This window comes from Sutcliffiella horikoshii (assembly GCF_019931755.1).
GTDB lineage: Bacteria > Bacillota > Bacilli > Bacillales > Bacillaceae_I > Sutcliffiella_A > Sutcliffiella_A horikoshii_E.
In genome coordinates this window covers 58,249-77,068 of the sequence record NZ_CP082918.1, presented here as the reverse complement: position 1 = coordinate 77,068, position 18,820 = coordinate 58,249, and the positions used below count along the sequence as shown (strand labels likewise).

At 42.5% G+C, this 18,820-nt stretch carries 16 protein-coding genes and 2 tRNA genes; 2 read left to right on the top strand and 16 right to left on the bottom strand.

Annotated elements, in window-relative coordinates; all coding sequences use genetic code 11:
- Window positions 1-35 precede the first annotated feature (35 nt).
- Window positions 36-503: a hypothetical protein gene (locus K7887_RS00385; protein WP_223491741.1), complete on the bottom strand. Its 468-nt coding sequence runs from the start codon at window positions 501-503 to the stop codon at window positions 36-38.
- Window positions 504-2,990, bottom strand: a complete 2,487-nt coding sequence (gene spoIIE / locus K7887_RS00380; protein WP_223491740.1) for a stage II sporulation protein E — start codon at window positions 2,988-2,990, stop codon at window positions 504-506. It lies immediately after the preceding gene.
- Window positions 2,991-3,438: 448 nt separating this feature from the next.
- Between spoIIE and K7887_RS00375 the strand changes: the two genes are divergently transcribed.
- Window positions 3,439-3,515 (top strand) — tRNA-Met (locus tag K7887_RS00375).
- A gap of 9 nt (window positions 3,516-3,524) precedes the next feature.
- Window positions 3,525-3,596 (top strand) — tRNA-Glu (locus tag K7887_RS00370).
- A 542-nt stretch (window positions 3,597-4,138) separates the two neighbouring features.
- On the opposite strand, the gene K7887_RS00365 is transcribed toward K7887_RS00370, so the two are convergent.
- The 14 genes from K7887_RS00365 to glmU all read right to left on the bottom strand — a co-directional run bounded on the left by K7887_RS00365 (window position 4,139) and on the right by glmU (window position 18,788).
- Window positions 4,139-4,600 carry a S1 domain-containing RNA-binding protein gene (locus tag K7887_RS00365; protein ID WP_088016645.1) on the bottom strand — a complete coding sequence of 154 codons (462 nt, stop codon included), beginning with the start codon at window positions 4,598-4,600 and terminating at the stop codon, window positions 4,139-4,141.
- Window positions 4,601-4,676: 76 nt separating this feature from the next.
- Window positions 4,677-5,072, bottom strand: coding sequence for an FtsB family cell division protein (locus tag K7887_RS00360; RefSeq protein WP_223491739.1), 396 nt, complete (start codon window positions 5,070-5,072; stop codon window positions 4,677-4,679).
- A gap of 15 nt (window positions 5,073-5,087) precedes the next feature.
- Window positions 5,088-5,726, bottom strand: coding sequence for a spore cortex biosynthesis protein YabQ (gene yabQ / locus K7887_RS00355; RefSeq protein WP_223491738.1), 639 nt, complete (start codon window positions 5,724-5,726; stop codon window positions 5,088-5,090).
- On the bottom strand, window positions 5,723-6,028 hold the full coding sequence (gene yabP, locus K7887_RS00350; protein WP_223491737.1) for a sporulation protein YabP: 306 nt from the start codon (window positions 6,026-6,028) through the stop codon (window positions 5,723-5,725). Before yabP ends, yabQ begins: the two co-directional genes overlap by 4 nt.
- A gap of 78 nt (window positions 6,029-6,106) precedes the next feature.
- Window positions 6,107-6,376: an RNA-binding S4 domain-containing protein gene (locus K7887_RS00345; protein WP_223491736.1), complete on the bottom strand. Its 270-nt coding sequence runs from the start codon at window positions 6,374-6,376 to the stop codon at window positions 6,107-6,109.
- Window positions 6,377-6,392: 16 nt separating this feature from the next.
- Window positions 6,393-7,856 carry a bifunctional methyltransferase/pyrophosphohydrolase YabN gene (gene yabN / locus K7887_RS00340; RefSeq protein WP_223491735.1) on the bottom strand — a complete coding sequence of 488 codons (1,464 nt, stop codon included), beginning with the start codon at window positions 7,854-7,856 and terminating at the stop codon, window positions 6,393-6,395.
- 21 nt (window positions 7,857-7,877) lie between these two features.
- Entirely contained in the window at window positions 7,878-9,467 is a 1,590-nt protein-coding gene (locus K7887_RS00335; RefSeq protein WP_223491734.1) for a putative polysaccharide biosynthesis protein, read from the bottom strand.
- A 116-nt stretch (window positions 9,468-9,583) separates the two neighbouring features.
- Window positions 9,584-10,120, bottom strand: coding sequence for a stage V sporulation protein T (spoVT, locus tag K7887_RS00330; RefSeq protein ID WP_010191397.1), 537 nt, complete (start codon window positions 10,118-10,120; stop codon window positions 9,584-9,586).
- Window positions 10,121-10,323: 203 nt separating this feature from the next.
- Window positions 10,324-13,860, bottom strand: a complete 3,537-nt coding sequence (mfd, locus tag K7887_RS00325; protein ID WP_223491733.1) for a transcription-repair coupling factor — start codon at window positions 13,858-13,860, stop codon at window positions 10,324-10,326.
- Window positions 13,861-13,971: 111 nt separating this feature from the next.
- Window positions 13,972-14,202 (bottom strand): anti-sigma-F factor Fin, encoded by a 231-nt coding sequence (locus K7887_RS00320; RefSeq protein ID WP_223491732.1) that lies wholly within the window; start codon window positions 14,200-14,202, stop codon window positions 13,972-13,974.
- A 131-nt stretch (window positions 14,203-14,333) separates the two neighbouring features.
- Complete coding sequence (gene pth, locus K7887_RS00315) at window positions 14,334-14,894, bottom strand: aminoacyl-tRNA hydrolase (protein WP_223493546.1); 561 nt, start codon at window positions 14,892-14,894, stop codon at window positions 14,334-14,336.
- 636 nt (window positions 14,895-15,530) lie between these two features.
- The gene (locus tag K7887_RS00310; protein ID WP_223491731.1) at window positions 15,531-16,172 is read right to left on the bottom strand and encodes a 50S ribosomal protein L25/general stress protein Ctc; all 642 of its coding nucleotides are present in this window, start codon (window positions 16,170-16,172) and stop codon (window positions 15,531-15,533) included.
- An 84-nt stretch (window positions 16,173-16,256) separates the two neighbouring features.
- Window positions 16,257-17,207, bottom strand: a complete 951-nt coding sequence (locus K7887_RS00305) for a ribose-phosphate diphosphokinase (RefSeq protein ID WP_010191388.1) — start codon at window positions 17,205-17,207, stop codon at window positions 16,257-16,259.
- Between the two features lie 210 nt (window positions 17,208-17,417).
- Window positions 17,418-18,788, bottom strand: coding sequence for a bifunctional UDP-N-acetylglucosamine diphosphorylase/glucosamine-1-phosphate N-acetyltransferase GlmU (gene glmU, locus K7887_RS00300; protein ID WP_223491730.1), 1,371 nt, complete (start codon window positions 18,786-18,788; stop codon window positions 17,418-17,420).
- Between the last annotated feature and the right edge of the window lie 32 nt (window positions 18,789-18,820).

The following is an 18,820-nucleotide window of genomic DNA, read 5'->3' as shown; positions in this document are numbered from 1 at the left end:
GGCTTAATTTATACCTTTTGTGCACAATTTACCTTCTAAGAGGTATTCACCCCGACCACTTCCTTTTTACTAAGAAGAGATAGGGCAAACTTGAATTCTGCCAGTAAGTTGATTGGAAGTTTTGCGAAGAGTCCTATTCGCTCCTTCACTCCCACTGATTTATTTGGCATATTTGCTGGAATCTTTTCTTTCCCATTCTCGTTCGTTGCTTTCATTCTGGATAAAAGACTGATCTCTTTATCCATCACATTTCGGGCAATCACTACCAGCGTGTTAAACTTTCTCCTCATCACGATTCCCGCATTACCGAGCTCGCTTACCGTTCTTCCCAGCATGATCTCCGCATTGCTTGCAAGTTTCAGAGCTTGTCTCCCCAGCATATTCTTAGGACTGCGGGACACGACACCAACATTTTTACTTTCCGTTACAGCCTCCACAATCTCACGACGGCCACCCATCTCCTTCACAAGACCCGTTACCATTTTAGATAAAATTTTCAACATTTAAAGCGCCTCCTTCATTCCTTGGTTTTTGGATAAATAGTTATAGGCAGGAATGGCTGCCCATTTCGGAATATTCCTCTCTATTTTTGCTACCACAACCGTCATATCGTCCTGGATCTGACCTGATCTTGTCCGAATGACCTCCTCCATAATGATATCTGCCATTTCTTGCGGGTCGTCCGTTCTGATTTCGGATACTTTTCGCTTCATCCATAAATCATAGTTTTCTACATGCTTTGGTCCTTCAAAAATTCCGTCGCTCATCATAATGAGTAGATCACCAGCTTTCAACTGGGAACTCACGACGTCCACATCGAATTCTTGAATAATGCCCATTGGTAGATTACTCGCTTCAATTTTGATTACCTTATCTCCCCTCTTCACAAAACTTGGAGTCGAACCAACTTTCAAAAACTTAGCAGAAGCATCTTGAAGATCAATCATTGCTAGATCGAGCGTAGTAAAAATCTCATCGGTCGTCCTTAATGATAGGACCGAGTTTACCGATTTGATTGCCACTTTTTCTTTGATTCCAGACTGTAGAATCTCTTGAAGCAACTTTAATGTTTCTTTGCTTTCATAGTGCGCGCGCTCGCCATTTCCCATCCCGTCACTAATGGCAATGGCGTATTTTCCATGTCCTAACTCTATCGTGGAATAGCTATCCCCTGATATCAGTCCTCCTCCTTTTGCGGCATGCGCAACGCCTGTGTCGACTACAAACGCTTTTGCAGAGCCGAATGATACATGACAGTAACCATTGTTATCCGCATTACACTCTTCCTTTTTAACGATAATATTCTCCCGCAATATATCTGAAAGCATCGGAGCAATGAGTTTTTCACACTCACCTCGCCCTTCGCAGTATGGAACGGTCATTTCAATATCCACATTCCCCTGCTCGACGCTGTAAATTTCTACTTGTTCAATTTCTATCCCGAATGCTTGGAGGGCATCTAGTATCTGATCTTCCTGAACATAATGATTCTCCCTCTCTCGCTGAATCTCCCTTGCAAAATCCTCCATCACTTGTGAAACTCCCATCAATTGATCGGCTACCAACCTCCTACTCTCCATTAATTGTTTTTTCAGCTTCTCACTCGCGTGGAACTGGGCTAGCTCGTTTTTGATCACGGTTTTTACCTTTTCCGATTTTACGCAATGGCGATCCCACTCCTTTTGCAGTTTGACATTCATACTGATGGTTCCTTCCTCTGTATCCTCCATTAAGTGAGTCATATAATCATAGGTTTTCTGGAAATTCTGTGTCCAGCACTGCTCTTTTTTAAAGCAATTTTGACACGTCTTCTCAGTTACATTACTCAAAAAGAGATCCACTTCTTTTTCTGAATTTGGATGTTCAAATTGAAATTTTGAAAAACTGTTGGATAGCGCTTGGAAAACGTGTGAAAATTGTTCCACCCTATTCGCGGTCACATCACGGATCTTCCGCATGTATTGCTGTTGTTCTGCTGTATGTTCGGCTGTTCCGGGAATGGATTTAGCCAGGTTAGCAATAGCTCTTTGCGGAGTTAGCAGAAAGAGCGCAACAGCCACCATCGACTCCATGATGGTAGGAACAAGCAGTGTCATCCCCTCCCCATAAATGCCAATTAGTAATGTACCTAGAAGCAGTCCCACCGATACACCAAGCTTGTTTCCTTCCCGTAACAGCCCTCCTAACAGACCGGCAAAAGCCAGCAGACTCATTTGATATAGGTTGGATACAGTTGCTAAGCTTAAAATGAGCCCTGTCACCACGCCAACCGTCGAACCTATGGTGGCCCCGGCGACAAAAGCAAAGATTAATACAAGATAACGAGATAATATATGTTCAACAGAAAGATCATAGGCTGTCCAACCGATGGTCCCTGTCAGAACGGAAGCGAACAAAATAATGAGACAAATAATTTCCTCTGTTTTAAATGCCTGTCTTTTTTTCCTCATGGTGATGAGCGGCAGGCTTTGAAAGAAAATAAGTGTGAGGATAAATCCAAGCCCCGCCTCCACTCCGATCATCAGCCAATCATACGTTACAATTCCTGTAGTAAAATAAATCATCGTTGTCTTGGATAGAAAGGCTGATATGAAAACGAGGAACGGCATTGCCTTAAGAGGCTCTATCTTTAATGCCTGTGCCCATTTGAAAAGGAAAACAAATAATATCATCCCACCAAGCACATAGGCGGCGGTCAGTGCCGAGATAGTGGCCGATCCGACCATTAAGGCGATTAATGTGAGCCCAGCCCGTTTCTTTTTCAAAAAATACACAGCTGCGAAAAATGGTAACGCAAACGGTGTGATTTCATTAAGGATCAGGGCTCGTCCGAGTAAGAACCCGATAAAGACTAAAAGAAATCCTTGGTGAAATAGAATGGTCGTAAGTTTCGTTTTCGTCGTATGGATCGACTTCATCAATGTTTTTCTGATTTTACCAAACTGAAGATTGGAAACCGGTTCCCCCAAATCTCTTTCTAGTCCCTGCATGATATCCACTCCCATATTTTATCTATTGGGGTCATTATACAAGCTCAAAAGGAAAAGATTTGTCAAAAGAACCGTCCGGAACCTAAGAAGTGTTCGACGTATTACAAGGAAAAGAGGGAAAAGCTGTCATGAAATCATCGCATTTGCTAATGCCCCTCATCAGTTTTTGTAAATTCTATAGGTAATTGCGAGGATAATGTTCTAATTATTCTTACATTTTTAAAACGTATTGACATATGCATGATAAGTTAGTATGATAACTCTTGTGTCTTGTGAGAGATTCACTAGATTCACTTATAAATTTGGCGGTGTAGCGACGAGCGACACTTCCACGAATCTACTACGAGTTGTCCCGACGGATTCACTTCCTGGCTATACTTGCAGAGGAAGGGACACAGACCAGTAAGACTGGTCGCCAGTGAATCTTATGCATTACTCTTATAATTTTGGCGGTGTAGCTCAGCTGGCTAGAGCGTACGGTTCATACCCGTGAGGTCGTGGGTTCGACTCCCTCCGCCGCTACCAACTTTATAAGGCCCATTGGTCAAGCGGTTAAGACACCGCCCTTTCACGGCGGTAACACGGGTTCGAATCCCGTATGGGTCATAAAATAAAAGCTGCCACAGCTTCAGGGAATACCTGAAACTGTGGCAGCTTTTTTGTGTTTGCGGAACTTATTAAAGTGGTTTTGGGTAACTTTCTTTTGATTTTGGGGTGGATCCATCCATATTAACTGTTCTAACTATTCAAATTCAGGGTGAATATTCGTTTATCCATTGTAAATGGAATATATCCATTGTAAAGTCGATATATCCATTGCAAAAATAATATATCAATTGTAAAACCGATATATCCATCATAAAAGATATTTATCCATTATAGTAACCCAAGGGAACTGTCCACTTGCTAAATGCAAAACCTAAGTTGATTGTAGTGGAAGGCGCGAAGACTCCCGCGGGAGGAAGGGACAGGGGAGACCCCACAGGCGAAGCCGAGGAGGCTCCCGGACCGCCCGCAGGAAAGCGAAGCGCCTGGAACGGAAATCAACCGTTCTACAATTTTCCCCCTGCAAAACAAAAAAACACGCCCCTCAAATTCAGGGCGTGTTCAAACGTTACGTTTTTATATATGAGATTTTCAGCAGCAAGTTACTTTCTACTTGCTCCACGACCTCCACGTTTTGATTCCGTGCTACGCTTCAGGGTAGATAAACGGTCTTCGCTATCTTTCAAGAATCTAGCCATCTTCTGTTCGAAGTTTTCCTTTGGTTTGAATTCTTCTCTTCTTCCTCGTGGTGGACGTTGATTTGAGCGTTGTTGGTTGTTGTTCGGACGTTGTGATGGTGCAGCAGAACGTGGTTGTGGCTCACGATACGTGTCGCTTGCCTTTTTAATGGATAGACCAATTTTGCCATCCTTCTCCACGTTGATCACTTTCACCTGTACTTCATCACCAACTTTTAGATGGTCGTTAATATCCTTCACATAGTTGTCTGCAACTTCACTGATGTGAACAAGACCGGTTGTTCCTCCTGGCAACTCAACGAACGCGCCAAAATTAGTTATACCTGTTACCTTACCCTGTAACTTGCTGCCTACTTCGATTGACATAAAAAAAATGCTCCTCCTTAAAATCATAAAAATAAATCACTTTACCTACCATTATACCTAGAGCAAAATTGAGGTGTCAATATGACGACGAATCTGACGACGAATCGTCAGGCATATTGAAGATGATTTCATCCTCTTCTGACATGAAATAATCTCTACGTGCGATCTTCGCAATATAATCATCATCGTTCAGTTTTACAATTTCCTCTTCTAAACGCTGTTGTTCTTTTTTCAGTTTTGCCAGCTCTTGTGCGACTACTTCTTTTCTATCTTCTTTTTCTTGAAGAATAGCTCGTTGGTCTAAGAGTGTTTTTCCCATTAGTATTCCAAAGACTAATGCTAAACAAAAGAATAATGATAAACGGCGATAAAGTCCACGGCGTCTTTTCTGTTGTTTCAACTGCTGGTCCTGTTTTTGCTTGGAATAATCGGAATGGATTTTTGATACCTTATCATCTTTTGCCGCGCTCATCTTATCATTCCTCTCCTAGCGCTTTTTCCAAAAGTTCTTTACTCTATTTATTATACTATGTTTCCTATTCTTTACTAGTGTGAAAAATCCTTCAAGTTTTTTGAAAACAATGTGTAAATATTTTTTGACAACGTTCGGGACCAACTTCCATACTAGCATAAGGATCCACCTAAATGGTAATGAACAAATTTTAACAATCCGCCATAAAATCAAAAGCAGAAAGCGGACTGTCGAATAAAGGAACTTCCAGATACCTAATAATAATACAATAAGTGCTTGTACTAATAGTTGAATAGGCTTCACTATCAGTATTCTTACCATTTTTTCCAAGAAGCGATACAAATTGATGACAAGTTGTATGATGGATTCTAGCAGGCTTAAATAAAAATACCGGAATAAGCTTTGATAAGCTGCAAAGCCGCATACGAGGGCAATAAGAATATAAAAACGAATTTCCCCTTCATTGACCCTTAGTAATACATAAAAACCGATAAGGGCTTGCAAGAGCCAAAACAGGATGTCGTGAATGAACACGACCCATTTGGCTCTTTTTTCCCGTTTAAGAAAGCGTCCATACGTATCAATGGCCGCTCCAAGCCATGCTCCCATCCCAATCATGGCAAGCATTGTATAAAGCTGGGTGGTAAGTGTCATTTGAACAACTTACTAAAGAACCCTTTAGCTTTCTCCGACTGTTGATCATCTAAATAAATGATTTCCATGATTTTGCCTTTGATGGAGACGACGCCACTTTCGACATCTAGGTTTTTCATCTGAAGGTTTTGACCCCTGACAGAGAGAAATCCCATGACGGTTTCGAGCAGAAACTCTTCGTTATCAAAACTTTCCACTTGCTTTACACCTGTGATATCCAACATTCTGCGGCTTCTCATCACGATGTCTTGCTCTTGGACAGTCTGCTTGTTTCCTTGATTCGGATCATAGTATTGGTTCATATTCATCCCTCACCTATCTAGTACTTGAAGATAGTACATGTATATGAGAGGGATATATTTTTAGAACAAGCCTGTCCGTTACTCTTCGGTTTGTTCCACTCTTTCTTCTTTTACAATCGTATACATCATTGCTGCGTCTTCTTTTTTGGCATTCTCTTGAATGTTGTCGACGGAAGCGGTGACGATTTTTTGGCCAAATTGAATTTTTAATTCATCTCCCGCCTTCACATTGCTGCTGGCTTTCGCTTGTACGTTGTTAATGTAGATGCGTCCTTGTTCTGCCACTTCTTTAGCAAGTGTACGACGCTTGATGATTCTTGATACTTTCAAAAATTTATCTAAACGCATAATGTTACTCCCCCTATTATAACCCGTTCTTTTTTGCTTCTTCCCAGATAGCATCTAATTGTTCTAATGATAGATTCTCGAAGGAGTGCCCTAATTCCTTTACCTTCTTTTCAATAAAAGTAAACCTGCGGTAAAATTTTCGGTTGGTTAAGGCCACCGCTTCTTCTGGGTCTATTTTATAGTATCTTGCAATGTTGACGAGAGCAAAAAGGACGTCCCCGAATTCTGCAGCCACAAGGACAGAACTTGAATCCTTTGCCAGTTCCTCCTGCAACTCCCCGATTTCCTCGTTCACCTTATCCCACATTGGTGCAACATCATCCCAATCGAACCCTACTTTGCCGGCTTTTTTCTGATACTGGAATGCTTTTGTAAGGTTAGGGAGTCCTTTTGCAACAGAATCAAGAATGGACTGCTCCGCCCTTTCTCCTTTTTCCTCCGCTTTAATTGCTTCCCAATTGGTGATGACATCATCTGCATCTTCCACAGAGGTGTCGGCAAATACATGCGGATGTCTGCGGATCATCTTCTCATTGATTTCCTCAATCACATCTTCTATGCTAAAGTACCCTTCATCCTCCCCGATCTGAGCATGAAGCAGCACTTGTAAAAGAACATCCCCAAGCTCCTCAATGATTCCATCTGTGTCTTCCTCATCAATGGCATCAAGCAATTCATACGCTTCTTCGATCAAGTATTTTTTCAAGGACTCATGCGTTTGTTTCTGATCCCATGGACAGCCACCAGGACCTCTTAAAGTCGCAATGGTTTTTCTAAAAGAAGAGAATTGTTTATAAAGAACCTCTTCCTCTTTCACTGCTGGTACATAAACACTTGTCAGGTTATTGATTTCTGCCACCCTGTCAAGCTCGTACAATGGCACCTCTGTTATCTGTTCCATGGAAGATCCCGCTGCCGTTACAATGGTAACCGGATAGTCATCAGGCAATATCTCCATCAGGGTGAGCTTCACTTCTGATGCAATGAAGGCATCATATACCTGGCAGAAGATCATCGCCTGGGTTGGCTCAATCGCTTCTTTTACGAGGGCAGTGGCATCATGGAACTGAAAGCCGTCGATTGGATCAAGTCCTACTGCTGTAAACATTGGGTCAAGGAAGCTTTGTCCGCCTTTGATATCGAGCTTAATCACGCCTTCCCTTTCTTTTTCCAACAAGATCTGCACGGTCTTCTCCGCCACAAGCGGATGTCCCGGAACGGCGTATACAATTTCTGTTTGCGCACTACGTTCTATCAGTTCGTCTGCTATTCTTTCATATACCGTGCCAAATGTACCTTCCTGTTCATAAATGGCATCAAACGACTCGTAGGCCAGCCCTTCCATTTCAAGCTCTTCAATAACAGGATGCTCTTTCGTTCGAAGGAAAAGATGTTCCGCCTTCATTAATTGCTTGTACACTCCCATCGGAAGCTGTTCAAGGTCACCTGCACCAAGTCCCAGAACCTTTATCATATTCATATATGGACACCAACTTTATTATTATTTTAAAAGCTTCACCAGCTTTTTTCCTAAAGGGAGAAGCATAAGTTCTTCTTTTGTGAAAAAATGATTTTTAATTAAAATTAATAGGTAGGTGAGTCCGCCAATCACCACTCCCACTATGCTTTGGAAGGTGGCAAGGGTACGGCTGTCGCCTATCAGTGCATCTGTAAGAAGCAGATAGACTGCCAAAACGGCAGACATCATTCCGATGCTCACAAGCAAGGGGACGGTTGGCATTCTCTCAAAAATAGAAGTGCCTGTCTTCTTTTTTAACGCAAGGACCATCATGACGGCGACCGAACTGAACGCCACCAAAGTACTGACCGCCGCTCCCATTGTGGAATGGACCGGGATCAACAGGACATTCAGCAAATATTTAAAGCCGATCCCGATACCTACAAAAAGAGCCGGAAGATACGGATTGCCAAGTCCCTGCAAGATAGCAGCTGCCGTCAGGGCAATACTGCAAAAGAGAATCGACAAACCAAGTACCAATAGAACATGGTAGCCATTTTCATTGGAAAAAAGCATCACATTCACTGGTTTAATAAGCCAGGCAAGTCCCACAGCCGCTCCTGCTCCCACTCCAATGCTGACACGGATCGAGAGACTGATCTTCTCTTTCACTGCCTCTTCCTTGTCCTTAGAGAGAATAATGTATGGGACAAGCGATAGCGAGAATGCCGTCGCCACCACCGTTCCAAGCTGTATAAGCGGCTGTCCCCTGTCATAGACCCCTTTGAGTCCTTTGGCACTCTGCGCATCAACACCTGAATCCAACAGCCCCGCATAAATCGTAAACGCGTCCACCATCTGAAAAAGGACCAGCAACAGCGAGCTGATGCAGATGGTAAAGCCTTGAAGCATAAGGACCTTTACAATAGACTTCGAAGACGGAAGCATGTTTGAAGGTGCAACCGTGTGTTTCTGCTCTCTTTTCCTTTTTTGATAAAAGGCCAACAGTATCAGGACCGCAGCAATTCCGCCGATGACTGACCCGAATATGGCCCCTGCACCTACTTCATAAAGGGAAAATCCAGCATTCATGAGCAGATAGGATAGAACCAGGATAGTCCCTACTCTAATTACCTGTTCACTGACTTGCGAAACGGCTGTCGGCGTCATCTCCCCGAGTCCCTGAAAGCTTCCCCTCCACACAGACACCAAAGGCAACAGCAAAAAGGAGAAGGAGACAATTTTAATTAATACAGAGAGTTCCAAATCTCCCATAAAAGCTGCTAAGTGGGGCGCACCAAGGTACAGCAACAGAAAAAAGCTCAAACCCAACAGCGTCAAGAAACAAAAGGACACCCAGCGTATTTTACGTGCCGCTTGTTCTCTTGTGTTCTCAGGGTGTTCTGCAATGATTTTAGAAATGACAACCGGAAAGCCATATGTAGATAAAATGATAGCAACCCCGTAAAAGGGATATACCTGCTGATAAATATAAAAGCCAACATCTCCTACGATATTTTGAAAAGGAACGCGATATGCTGCACTGAGGATTTTGATGATGATCCCTGCAACAGTGAGGATCATGGCGCCTTTCCAGACCTTTTGATAGGAGTGTGATGATAAATCATTCATAAAAAAGCCCGCCTTAAAGGTATTCGTACAATTGTATAATTATAGCATATCAGCAAGCTTTAGAGACAAAAGAAAAGAAGCAACAGACACGCTTGTCTGCTGCTCCCACCTAAATATTATTGCTCCATCTGTCTCGCAAGGAAGCCTGCAGCTGTTTCAACAGCTTTTTGTTCCACTTCTCCAAGCGACTTATCTTTGGACATGATTACCACTGCCCCAATTGGATCTCCGTTTGCCACGATAGGTCCAATGGTATAAGAGGAAAGTGGTTCTACGTGCCCGTCGACAATTGCCAGCTGCTGTTCATCCGTTTTTAACACTGAATTGCGATCTTCCATGGATTTCTCCACAACTTCGCTGATGCTTTTGTTCAGATATTCCTTTTTAGAACTTCCAGCGACAGCAATAAACGTATCGCGATCACAGATTAACACCGGGTGTCCCAGGCTATCATAGAGAGCTTCGGCATATTCCTTAGCGAAATCGCTAAGCTCACTAATTGGAGAGTATTTCTTTAAGATAACCTCTCCGTCTCGATCGACAAAAATCTCAAGCGGGTCACCCTCGCGAATACGCAGGGTTCTTCTTATTTCTTTAGGAATTACAACGCGACCGAGGTCATCAATACGACGTACAATACCAGTTGCTTTCATTTCTTAGGTTGCCTCCTTCATCCGATGATAAAAAGAGATGAGTTAAATTGGTGGAATTGATCAATATGTCCTGCTTTTGAAGAATTCACCATTCGTTGAAGTTAGTATCTTACACTCAGGGAGTTATATACATGTTGGAAAAGTTTTTTTCTGATAGTAAATTCCCCCAGTATTTATATAGACGTTTCTTCACAAACTCAAACCTATGAGGAAGCATTTACGCTTTCTTTTTTTACTTTTTCTAGTCCTTTTATCATGGAAATGGCCACTTGTATCCACTCTTCTGTCGCAGATCGTTTCGTCTGGATGACAATCTTCAGATGCTTCCCTTCCATCCCGAGGCTCACCATCCTGCCAAACTCATTCCCTAATAAGAATAGCTTTTGTCCATCAATAATGGCGCTGGCTTCCTCAGAAAGAAGAATGACCAACTCTTGTTTTGTTTGTTTGATGGAATCCACTTTTTCCTTCAGACCATAGACTCTCATCTCTGATACTTGGAATAAGTAATCAACCTCTTTTGGATAGTTTCCGAAACGGTCCTTCATTTCATCTTGAAGCTCAACAAGATCCTCTTTTGACTCTAATCCGCGGAAGCGCTTATACATATCAATCTTTTGCTTACTGTCCGGGATGTAGGACTCAGGAATGTACGCATCAAGCTCCACGTCAATGGAGATTTCATGCGTTTTTTTCGCATCTTTCGGACCTTGGCGTTGCTCAATTGCCTCTTTTAGCATCTGGGAATACATATCAAAACCGACAGAATCGATAAATCCGTGTTGCTGGGCACCTAGCAGATTTCCGGCTCCCCGAATGGAGAGATCACGCATGGCAATTTTGAATCCTGAACCAAGCTCTGTGAATTCTTTGATAGATTGCAGTCGTTTCTCGGCCACTTCTGTGAGCACTTTATCTTTTCGATACGTGAAATAAGCATATGCCACACGATTTGACCTTCCGACACGACCTCTAAGCTGATAAAGCTGGGACAATCCCATTCTATCTGCATCAAAGACGATCAATGTATTAACATTTGGAATGTCGACACCTGTTTCGATGATGGTCGTACTGACAAGCACTTCCGCTTCTCCTTCAAGAAACTGAATCATCACCGACTCTAGTTCATTTTCTGTCATTTTTCCATGTGCATAGGTGACACGCGCTTCTGGAACAAGCATGGAGATTTCATCCGCTTTTCGCTCGATATCTTCCACCCTGTTATATAAGAAATAAACTTGACCGCCTCTAGCCAACTCTCTTTCAATTGCCTCTTTCACCAAGTTTCCGTTATATTCCATTACATAGGTTTGGACAGGGAAACGGTTTTCCGGCGGTGTCTCAATGACAGATAAATCACGCACGCCAAGCATAGACATATGAAGTGTCCGCGGTATTGGCGTTGCGGTTAAGGTAAGCACGTCGATATTTGCTTTAAGCTGTTTGATTTTTTCCTTATGGGTAACCCCAAAGCGCTGTTCTTCATCAATAATCAACAGACCAAGGTCTTTGTATTTAATGTCTTTGGATAATAAGCGGTGTGTCCCAACGACAATATCCACCGTTCCGTTTCCAAGCCCTTTCATCGTTTCGGTCTGTTGCTTTCTAGAACGGAAACGGCTTAACAAGCCAATATTGATAGGGTAGTCTTGGAATCTTTCCCTGATGGTTTCATAATGCTGCTGGGCCAAAATAGTGGTTGGCACCAAAATGGCTACCTGCTTGCCATCTGTAATTGCCTTAAAAGCAGCCCTGATGGCAACTTCCGTTTTTCCATAGCCTACATCACCGCACAGCAATCGGTCCATCGGGCGGGTTTTTTCCATATCCAATTTGATCTCATGGATGGATCGCAGCTGATCTTCTGTCTCCTGATAAGGGAAGGTTGCTTCGAACTCTCTTTGCATTTCTCCATCTGGTGAAAAGGCATGCCCGACACTCGCTTCTCTTTCGGCATAAAGCTTAATAAGGTCATCTGCAATGTCTTGGACAGACGACTCCACTTTATTTTTGACCTTTTTCCAGTCGGTCCCACCAAGTTTATAAACTTTCGGTTCTTTCCCTTCAGAACCTACATACTTCTGGACCTGATCTATTTGCTCCACAGGCACATAAAGTTTGTCAGAACCTTGATATTTAATATGAATATAATCTTTATGAAGACCATTTATATCAAGTGTTTCAATTCCTAAGTATTTACCAATACCGTGGTTAATATGGACAACATAGTCGCCTACATTCAATTCGGTATAATTTTTAATTCGTTCTGCGTTGGATAGCTTTTGTCTGTTTTTAGGTTTTTTCGCTTTCTTTTTGAAAAGCTCTTCTTCTGTGATGACGGCAAGCTTTTGCATCGGCAATTCAAAACCTGACTGCAGATCTCCCTCCACAAGCTGGACCTCTCCATGGGCAAAGGCCGATCCTTTGGAAAGCTTTCTTATGTCCATCTCATAATCCGCAAGCACTGTCTCTAGCTTCTCCATCCTCTCTTGGTTGGAAGCAAGGACCACAATGGCATAGTTCGCCTTCCTCCAGCGTTCAATTTCTGATTTCAACAGATGCATCTGCCCGTGGAAGTGCTGCATGCTTTTAGAAGACATATTAATCAAGTTTTCCGGATGTGTATGTGGCACTGCTCGTAAAAAGAGGGATAGATATAGAAATGGCTGCTTTTTGCTATGTACGATTTGGGCAAAAGAATGAGAAAACTTTAGGTCATGCACCGCTTTTCCTTCTGCCAATAGCTCTACAAGCCACTCTGCTTCCTCTTTATCAAGGCTTTCCGCCGTTTCATGGATTCTGCTGATTTCATCCATGATGACTAAGCCGCCTTCAGGAATGTAATCTAGTAAACTAGCTGGAGAACTGTAAAAGAATGAAAGATATTTATAAAGCTCTGAAAACACTTGTCCGTTGCGTATTTGCTCTAGTTCATAGGAAATGTTTTCCGTTAAAAGCTGTTTTACTTTATCATTTTTCACCTTTTTTATCGTTTTCGCCAGTTCCTTTTCAAGAACCTCCCGACCATTTTCAAGCTCTTGATTTGTAAGGAGCATCTCTGTTGCAGGCCCAATCGTCACGCTATCCATATGCTTTTGAGAGCGCTGATCCTCTACCGTAAAATAACGGATGGACTCCACTTCGTCATCAAAAAGTTCAATCCGGACGGCATATTCCTCCGTGATAGGGTAGATGTCAATGATTCCGCCTCTGATACTGAAATCCCCAGGCGTTGCCACCATTCCTACGCGCTGATATCCGAACCTGACTAGTCGTTCAGCTAAGTTATCGAGTTCCAGTGTTTTTTCTACTTCAATGGTCAACAATGTTTGCTGCCATTTTTCTTTAGATGGAAGTATTCTTTTTAACCCTGCGATGGGTGCGATAATAATTCCATTATTTTTCGTAGCCCAATGGTTAAGGGCCTCTACCCGCTGTGCTTTAAGTTCCGGACTGGCGATTCCAATTTCCGCTGCCAACACATCGTTTACAGGGTAAAGATACAGTTGATCCTCCGGCAGGAAGCTTGCCAAGTCATCATACACTTTTTGGGCATGAAATAAATTATGGGTGATAAGCAGGATTGGCGCCTTTCTTTCTTCATACAACGCCGCAATTAACATCGACCTCGCGGAATTAGAAATCCCTGAAATCAACTGTTCTTGCAACCCTTCTTGCAGGCCAACCAAAACTGACTGGAAATCATCATTTTCACTGAAATATGGAATAAAACCCTTCATGACAAACACCCTCCCCTCTCTATTATCAGTGCTTTATATTCTTCTTTTTTATCATTAAGCTTCTCAGACGCAAAAAGGCTTTGGTGTCTCACCAAAGCTAATTTATCTGTTCTATTGTATGAACCGTTCTTGTTCATGCCAGTCAGGATTCCGGTCAAGGGCTTCCTGGCAATCCTCACAAATCGTTTTAACATGTACATCACCATTTTGTTGATATGCTATCATTTCATGTCGTTCTGTATCCGACAGTTGATGAAACCCCAGTTCTTCTGAAAATACCGATTTAGAATCGATGGTGCCGACCTTATAGCCGCAATGCCTGCAATGATAATGGATAGACATCCTTTTCCCTCCACTTTTCTACAAGACCTAAAAAATGGCCCCTTTTACCAATAGTATGAACAGTGGGAAACATTGTTATACAAGGTGTGTTGGGTTCGAGTAAGTCTAAGGAAAGCTACCTTAACATTCTATTACTGATTAAAAGTGTTCATTACTTGAAGGAATTCTTTTGACAGGTTTTCTTCACACGCTTCTGCCGCTTTCTTTACGCTGTCATCAATTGCCGGACGCTCTTCTGCATGGAACTTCCCAAGTACATAATCCGAGATGGACGGTCCATTTTTCGGACGATCAATCCCCATACGGATACGGTTAAAGTTTTGCGTCCCCAAGTGCTGTATTAAAGACTTGATGCCATTATGCCCCCCAGCACTGCCTTTTTGGCGAAGGCGCAGCTTTCCTGCAGGCAAGTCTAAATCATCATATATTACCACCAGATCCTCTACATCAAGCTTATAGAAGTCCAATAACGGGCGAACACATTCCCCCGATAAATTCATATATGTAAGAGGCTTCACTAATAGTACCTTTTCACCGTTTATCGTGCCTTGGCCGAATATCCCTTTAAATTTGGACTGTGTCAAAGGGATGTTCCATTTGTCCGCTAATTCATCTATTACCATAAATCCGATATTGTGCCTTGTTTCTTCATATTGACGGCCTGGATTCCCAAGCCCCACAAAAACTTTCATTATTTTTCCTCCTGAAACATCTTGCTCTTTACCAAATAAGGAATGCAAAAATTTCTTCATGGATACCTCCCACAAACCTATTCGCTATCTTCATTTTACTTGAACACGTGGTGAAAAGGAAATGAGAAGGGGTCTTGTCGGTGAAAACAACATTACTGGAGTTTAGAAGGCTAACTAGCGCTATACGACTGTTTGCGCTATTTCTTCGTGCCTTCGGGCGTATAGAAGCGCTCATATGACCGTTTGCTCCTTTTCCTCCTGCCTTCGGGCGTATAGAAGCATTCTATATGACCGTTTGCTTCTTTCCCTCCTGCTTTCGGGCGTATAGAAGCATTCTATATGACCGTTTACTCTTTTTCCTTGTGCCTTCGGGCGTATAGAAGCATTCTATATGACCGTTTACTCCTTTTCCTCGTGCCTTCGGGCGTATAGAAGCACTCTATTTGACCGTTTACTCCTTTACCTCGTGCCTTCGGGCGTATAGAAGCACTCTATATGACCGTTTACTCTTTTCACTCGTGGCTTTGGGCAATTATAATTGTATGTTTTTCCAATTAAGCTTTCCATTAACCTTTTGATGCACCAGAGTTTAGAGAGTCTTCTTCGGTAACAAGAGAAAAGACGTAACCTTAAAGGTTACGCCTCCTCCTCTGTGCTTTCCTTGTTTTCTCTACCTTCTACAAGTTCAGGCTCGCCTGGTTCTTGTTCTTCACCAGGGTCGATTTCCTCTTCTTGTCGCGGAGGTAAGATGGAAGCAACCACTTCATCATCTTCATGATTGAAGCTGTATTTACCTGATTTTAAATCGCCGATTGTGATATTTTCGTTCACGTCAAGTTCCGTTACATCCACATCAATGGATTCCGGTACATCGTTTGGAAGTGCTTTGATGGATACTTCATGGAGAACTTGTTGTAAGACTCCTCCATCTTTCACTCCTTTTGCATCGCCTGTAACATGAACCGTAACATCTACATCAATCTCTGATTTGAAATCTACTACATGGAAATCCAAGTGGACGAATTCCAAGCTTTTCAACGGGTTAATTTGATAATCGTAAAGCATTACTTTGCGTTTATCAGAACCAATTTCAAGCGAAATGATGCCGTTTCGTCCTGTTTCACGAATCGTTTTAATAAATTCTTTACTATCGACAGTAATAGATTTATTTTCTGTATCATTCCCGTAAACAACCGCTGGAATTAAACCTTCCTCACGGATTTTGGTTTTTGAAGATCCTTTGAATTCTGTACGTTCATTTGCATGTAATACTGACATTCTTATCACCTTCCTGGGAAAATAAAATACTTGTCTCTCATTCAATTTCCCCAATTTACGGAAGGTTAAACATGATTCTTACGATTAATCAAATAAAGTACTAACGGATTTCTCTTCATGCACACGAATAATTGCTTCTGCAATAAGCTGTGCAACGGATAGTTGTGTAATTTTTTCTATTTTCTTCTCTTCTGGTAAAGAGATGGTGTTCGTAATGACCAACTCTTTAATTTTAGAGTTTTGGATACGTTCAATCGCAGGGCCTGACAGTACTGGGTGTGTACAGCATGCATATACTTCTTTTGCTCCATTTTCAATCAAGGCATTTGCCGCTAATGTAATGGTTCCCGCGGTATCAATCATGTCATCAATCAAGATTGCCGTTCTTCCTTCAATATGACCAACAATGTTCATAACCTCTGCAACATTTGGACGAGGTCTGCGTTTGTCGATGATCGCAATCGGCGCTTTCAGACGGTCAGCTAGCTTTCTTGCTCTTGTTACCCCACCATGGTCAGGAGATACAATTACAAGGTCTTCTAGTTGTTTGCTATCGAAGTATTCCGCTAAGATCGGAACACCCATTAAGTGGTCAATCAGGATATCAAAGAATCCTTGAATTTGCGGTGCATGCAGATCAAGCGTAATGACACGGTCTGCTCCAGCAGTTTCTAAAAGATTTGCCACTAGTTTAGCCGTGATTGGCTCACGTGCACGCGCTTTACGGTCTTGTCTTCCGTAACCGTAATACGGCATCACAATGTTGATCGTTTTTGCAGAAGCACGTTTAAGTGCGTCAATCATGATAAGCGTCTCCATGATGTGTTCGTTTACAGGTGCGCTTGTAGATTGGATCACATACACGTCACAACCACGGATGCTTTCCTCGATGTTTATTTGTACTTCTCCATCACTGAAACGGGCAACTGAGCATTTTCCGATTGGAACACCTACATGTTGAGCAATTTCTTCCGCTAAGGCTGTGTTGGAATTTAACGTGAAAATCTTTAGATTAGAATCTGCATACTTTGGCATGGTATCTTGAACCCTCCGCTAGGTTTTTTTAATGGCTTCTTTGTTAAACTGTTAACACCGCTGTTGATTTCCGCACCGGGCTTCGCTTTCCTAGGGGCGGTGCTTGAGCCTCCTCACAACGCTCGGGGGTCTCAAGCTACCGCTATCTCCCTCAGGAGTCTTCGCCCGGTGCTCCAATCAACAGCTATAAAACTCTATGAAACAGGTGAATTATTTATTGTGAAGCTTGTTTACGTAGTTTTCTTTGTTTACTTGGCGTGCGCGTGCGATGGATAGTGATTCTCCGGGTACATCTTCTGTTATGGTGGATCCTGCTGCAACATAGGCGTTTTTGCCGATTGTCACAGGTGCCACCAAGTTGGAGTTGCAACCTACAAATACACCATCTTCAATTTTAGTTAAGTATTTCTTTTTCCCATCATAGTTGACTGTGATAGAGCCGCATCCAAGGTTTACGTCTGTTCCAACTTCCGCATCTCCAATATAGCTAAGATGAGAAGCCTTGCTTCCGTTTCCAAATGTCGCTTTTTTCACTTCAACAAAGTTACCGAGCTTTACTTCATTTCCAATCTTGGAATCAGGTCTCACGTGGGCAAACGGTCCGATATTTACATCGTTTCCAATTTCGCTGTCATGTGCCACAGATTGGCGGATAGTTGTACGGTCCCCGATTTGGCAGTCTTTAATCTCAGAGTTTGGTCCGATCATACAATCTTCCCCGATTTTCGTCTCTCCTAAGATAACGGTACCAGGGTTGATGACAGTATCTCTGCCAATCTCTGCATCTGCTGAGATATACGTATTATCTGGATCAATGATGCTTACTCCATTGATCATATGTTTTTTATTAATTCTTTTCTTCATAGTTTTTTCGGCCTGAGAAAGTGCCACTCTGTCATTGACTCCAAGTGTTTCATCAAAGTCTAATGTTTGGTAGGCAGAAACGATATCGCCTTGTTCTTTCAGTATTTCAATGACATCTGGAAGGTAATATTCTCCTTGCACATTGTCATTGGAAACATTGTTAAGCGCTGTAAAAAGTGCCTCATTGTCGAAGCAGTAAGTACCTGTATTGATTTCTGTCACTTTACGCTCTTCTTCGCTAGCGTCCTTATGCTCCACAATTTTCCCAACATGTCCTTCGCTGTTACGGATAATGCGTCCATACCCAGTAGGATCTTCTGCATAAGCTGTCAGAATGGTCGCCTTCGCTCCCGTGTTTTCGTGCAGATCAAGAAGTTCCTGCATCGTTTCCGGTGTGATAAGTGGAGTATCTCCACAAATGACCAGTGTTACGCCTTTTTTATCCTGCAACATTGGTGCAGCTTGCATGACTGCATGCGCTGTTCCCAACTGTTCTGCCTGAAGTGCATACTCGCTTCTTGTTCCAAGATGGCTCTTTACTGTCTCTGCTCCATGTCCAACCACTGTTACGATTTTCTCGAAGTTGAGTGCAGAAACATGATCAACGACATGTTGAACCATTGGTTTGCCACAAACAGGATGTAACACTTTATATAATTTAGATTTCATCCGTGTACCTTGTCCAGCTGCTAATATTACGGCATATCGATTTATCATAACGGCCTCCATTTTCACCTAATTATCCATTA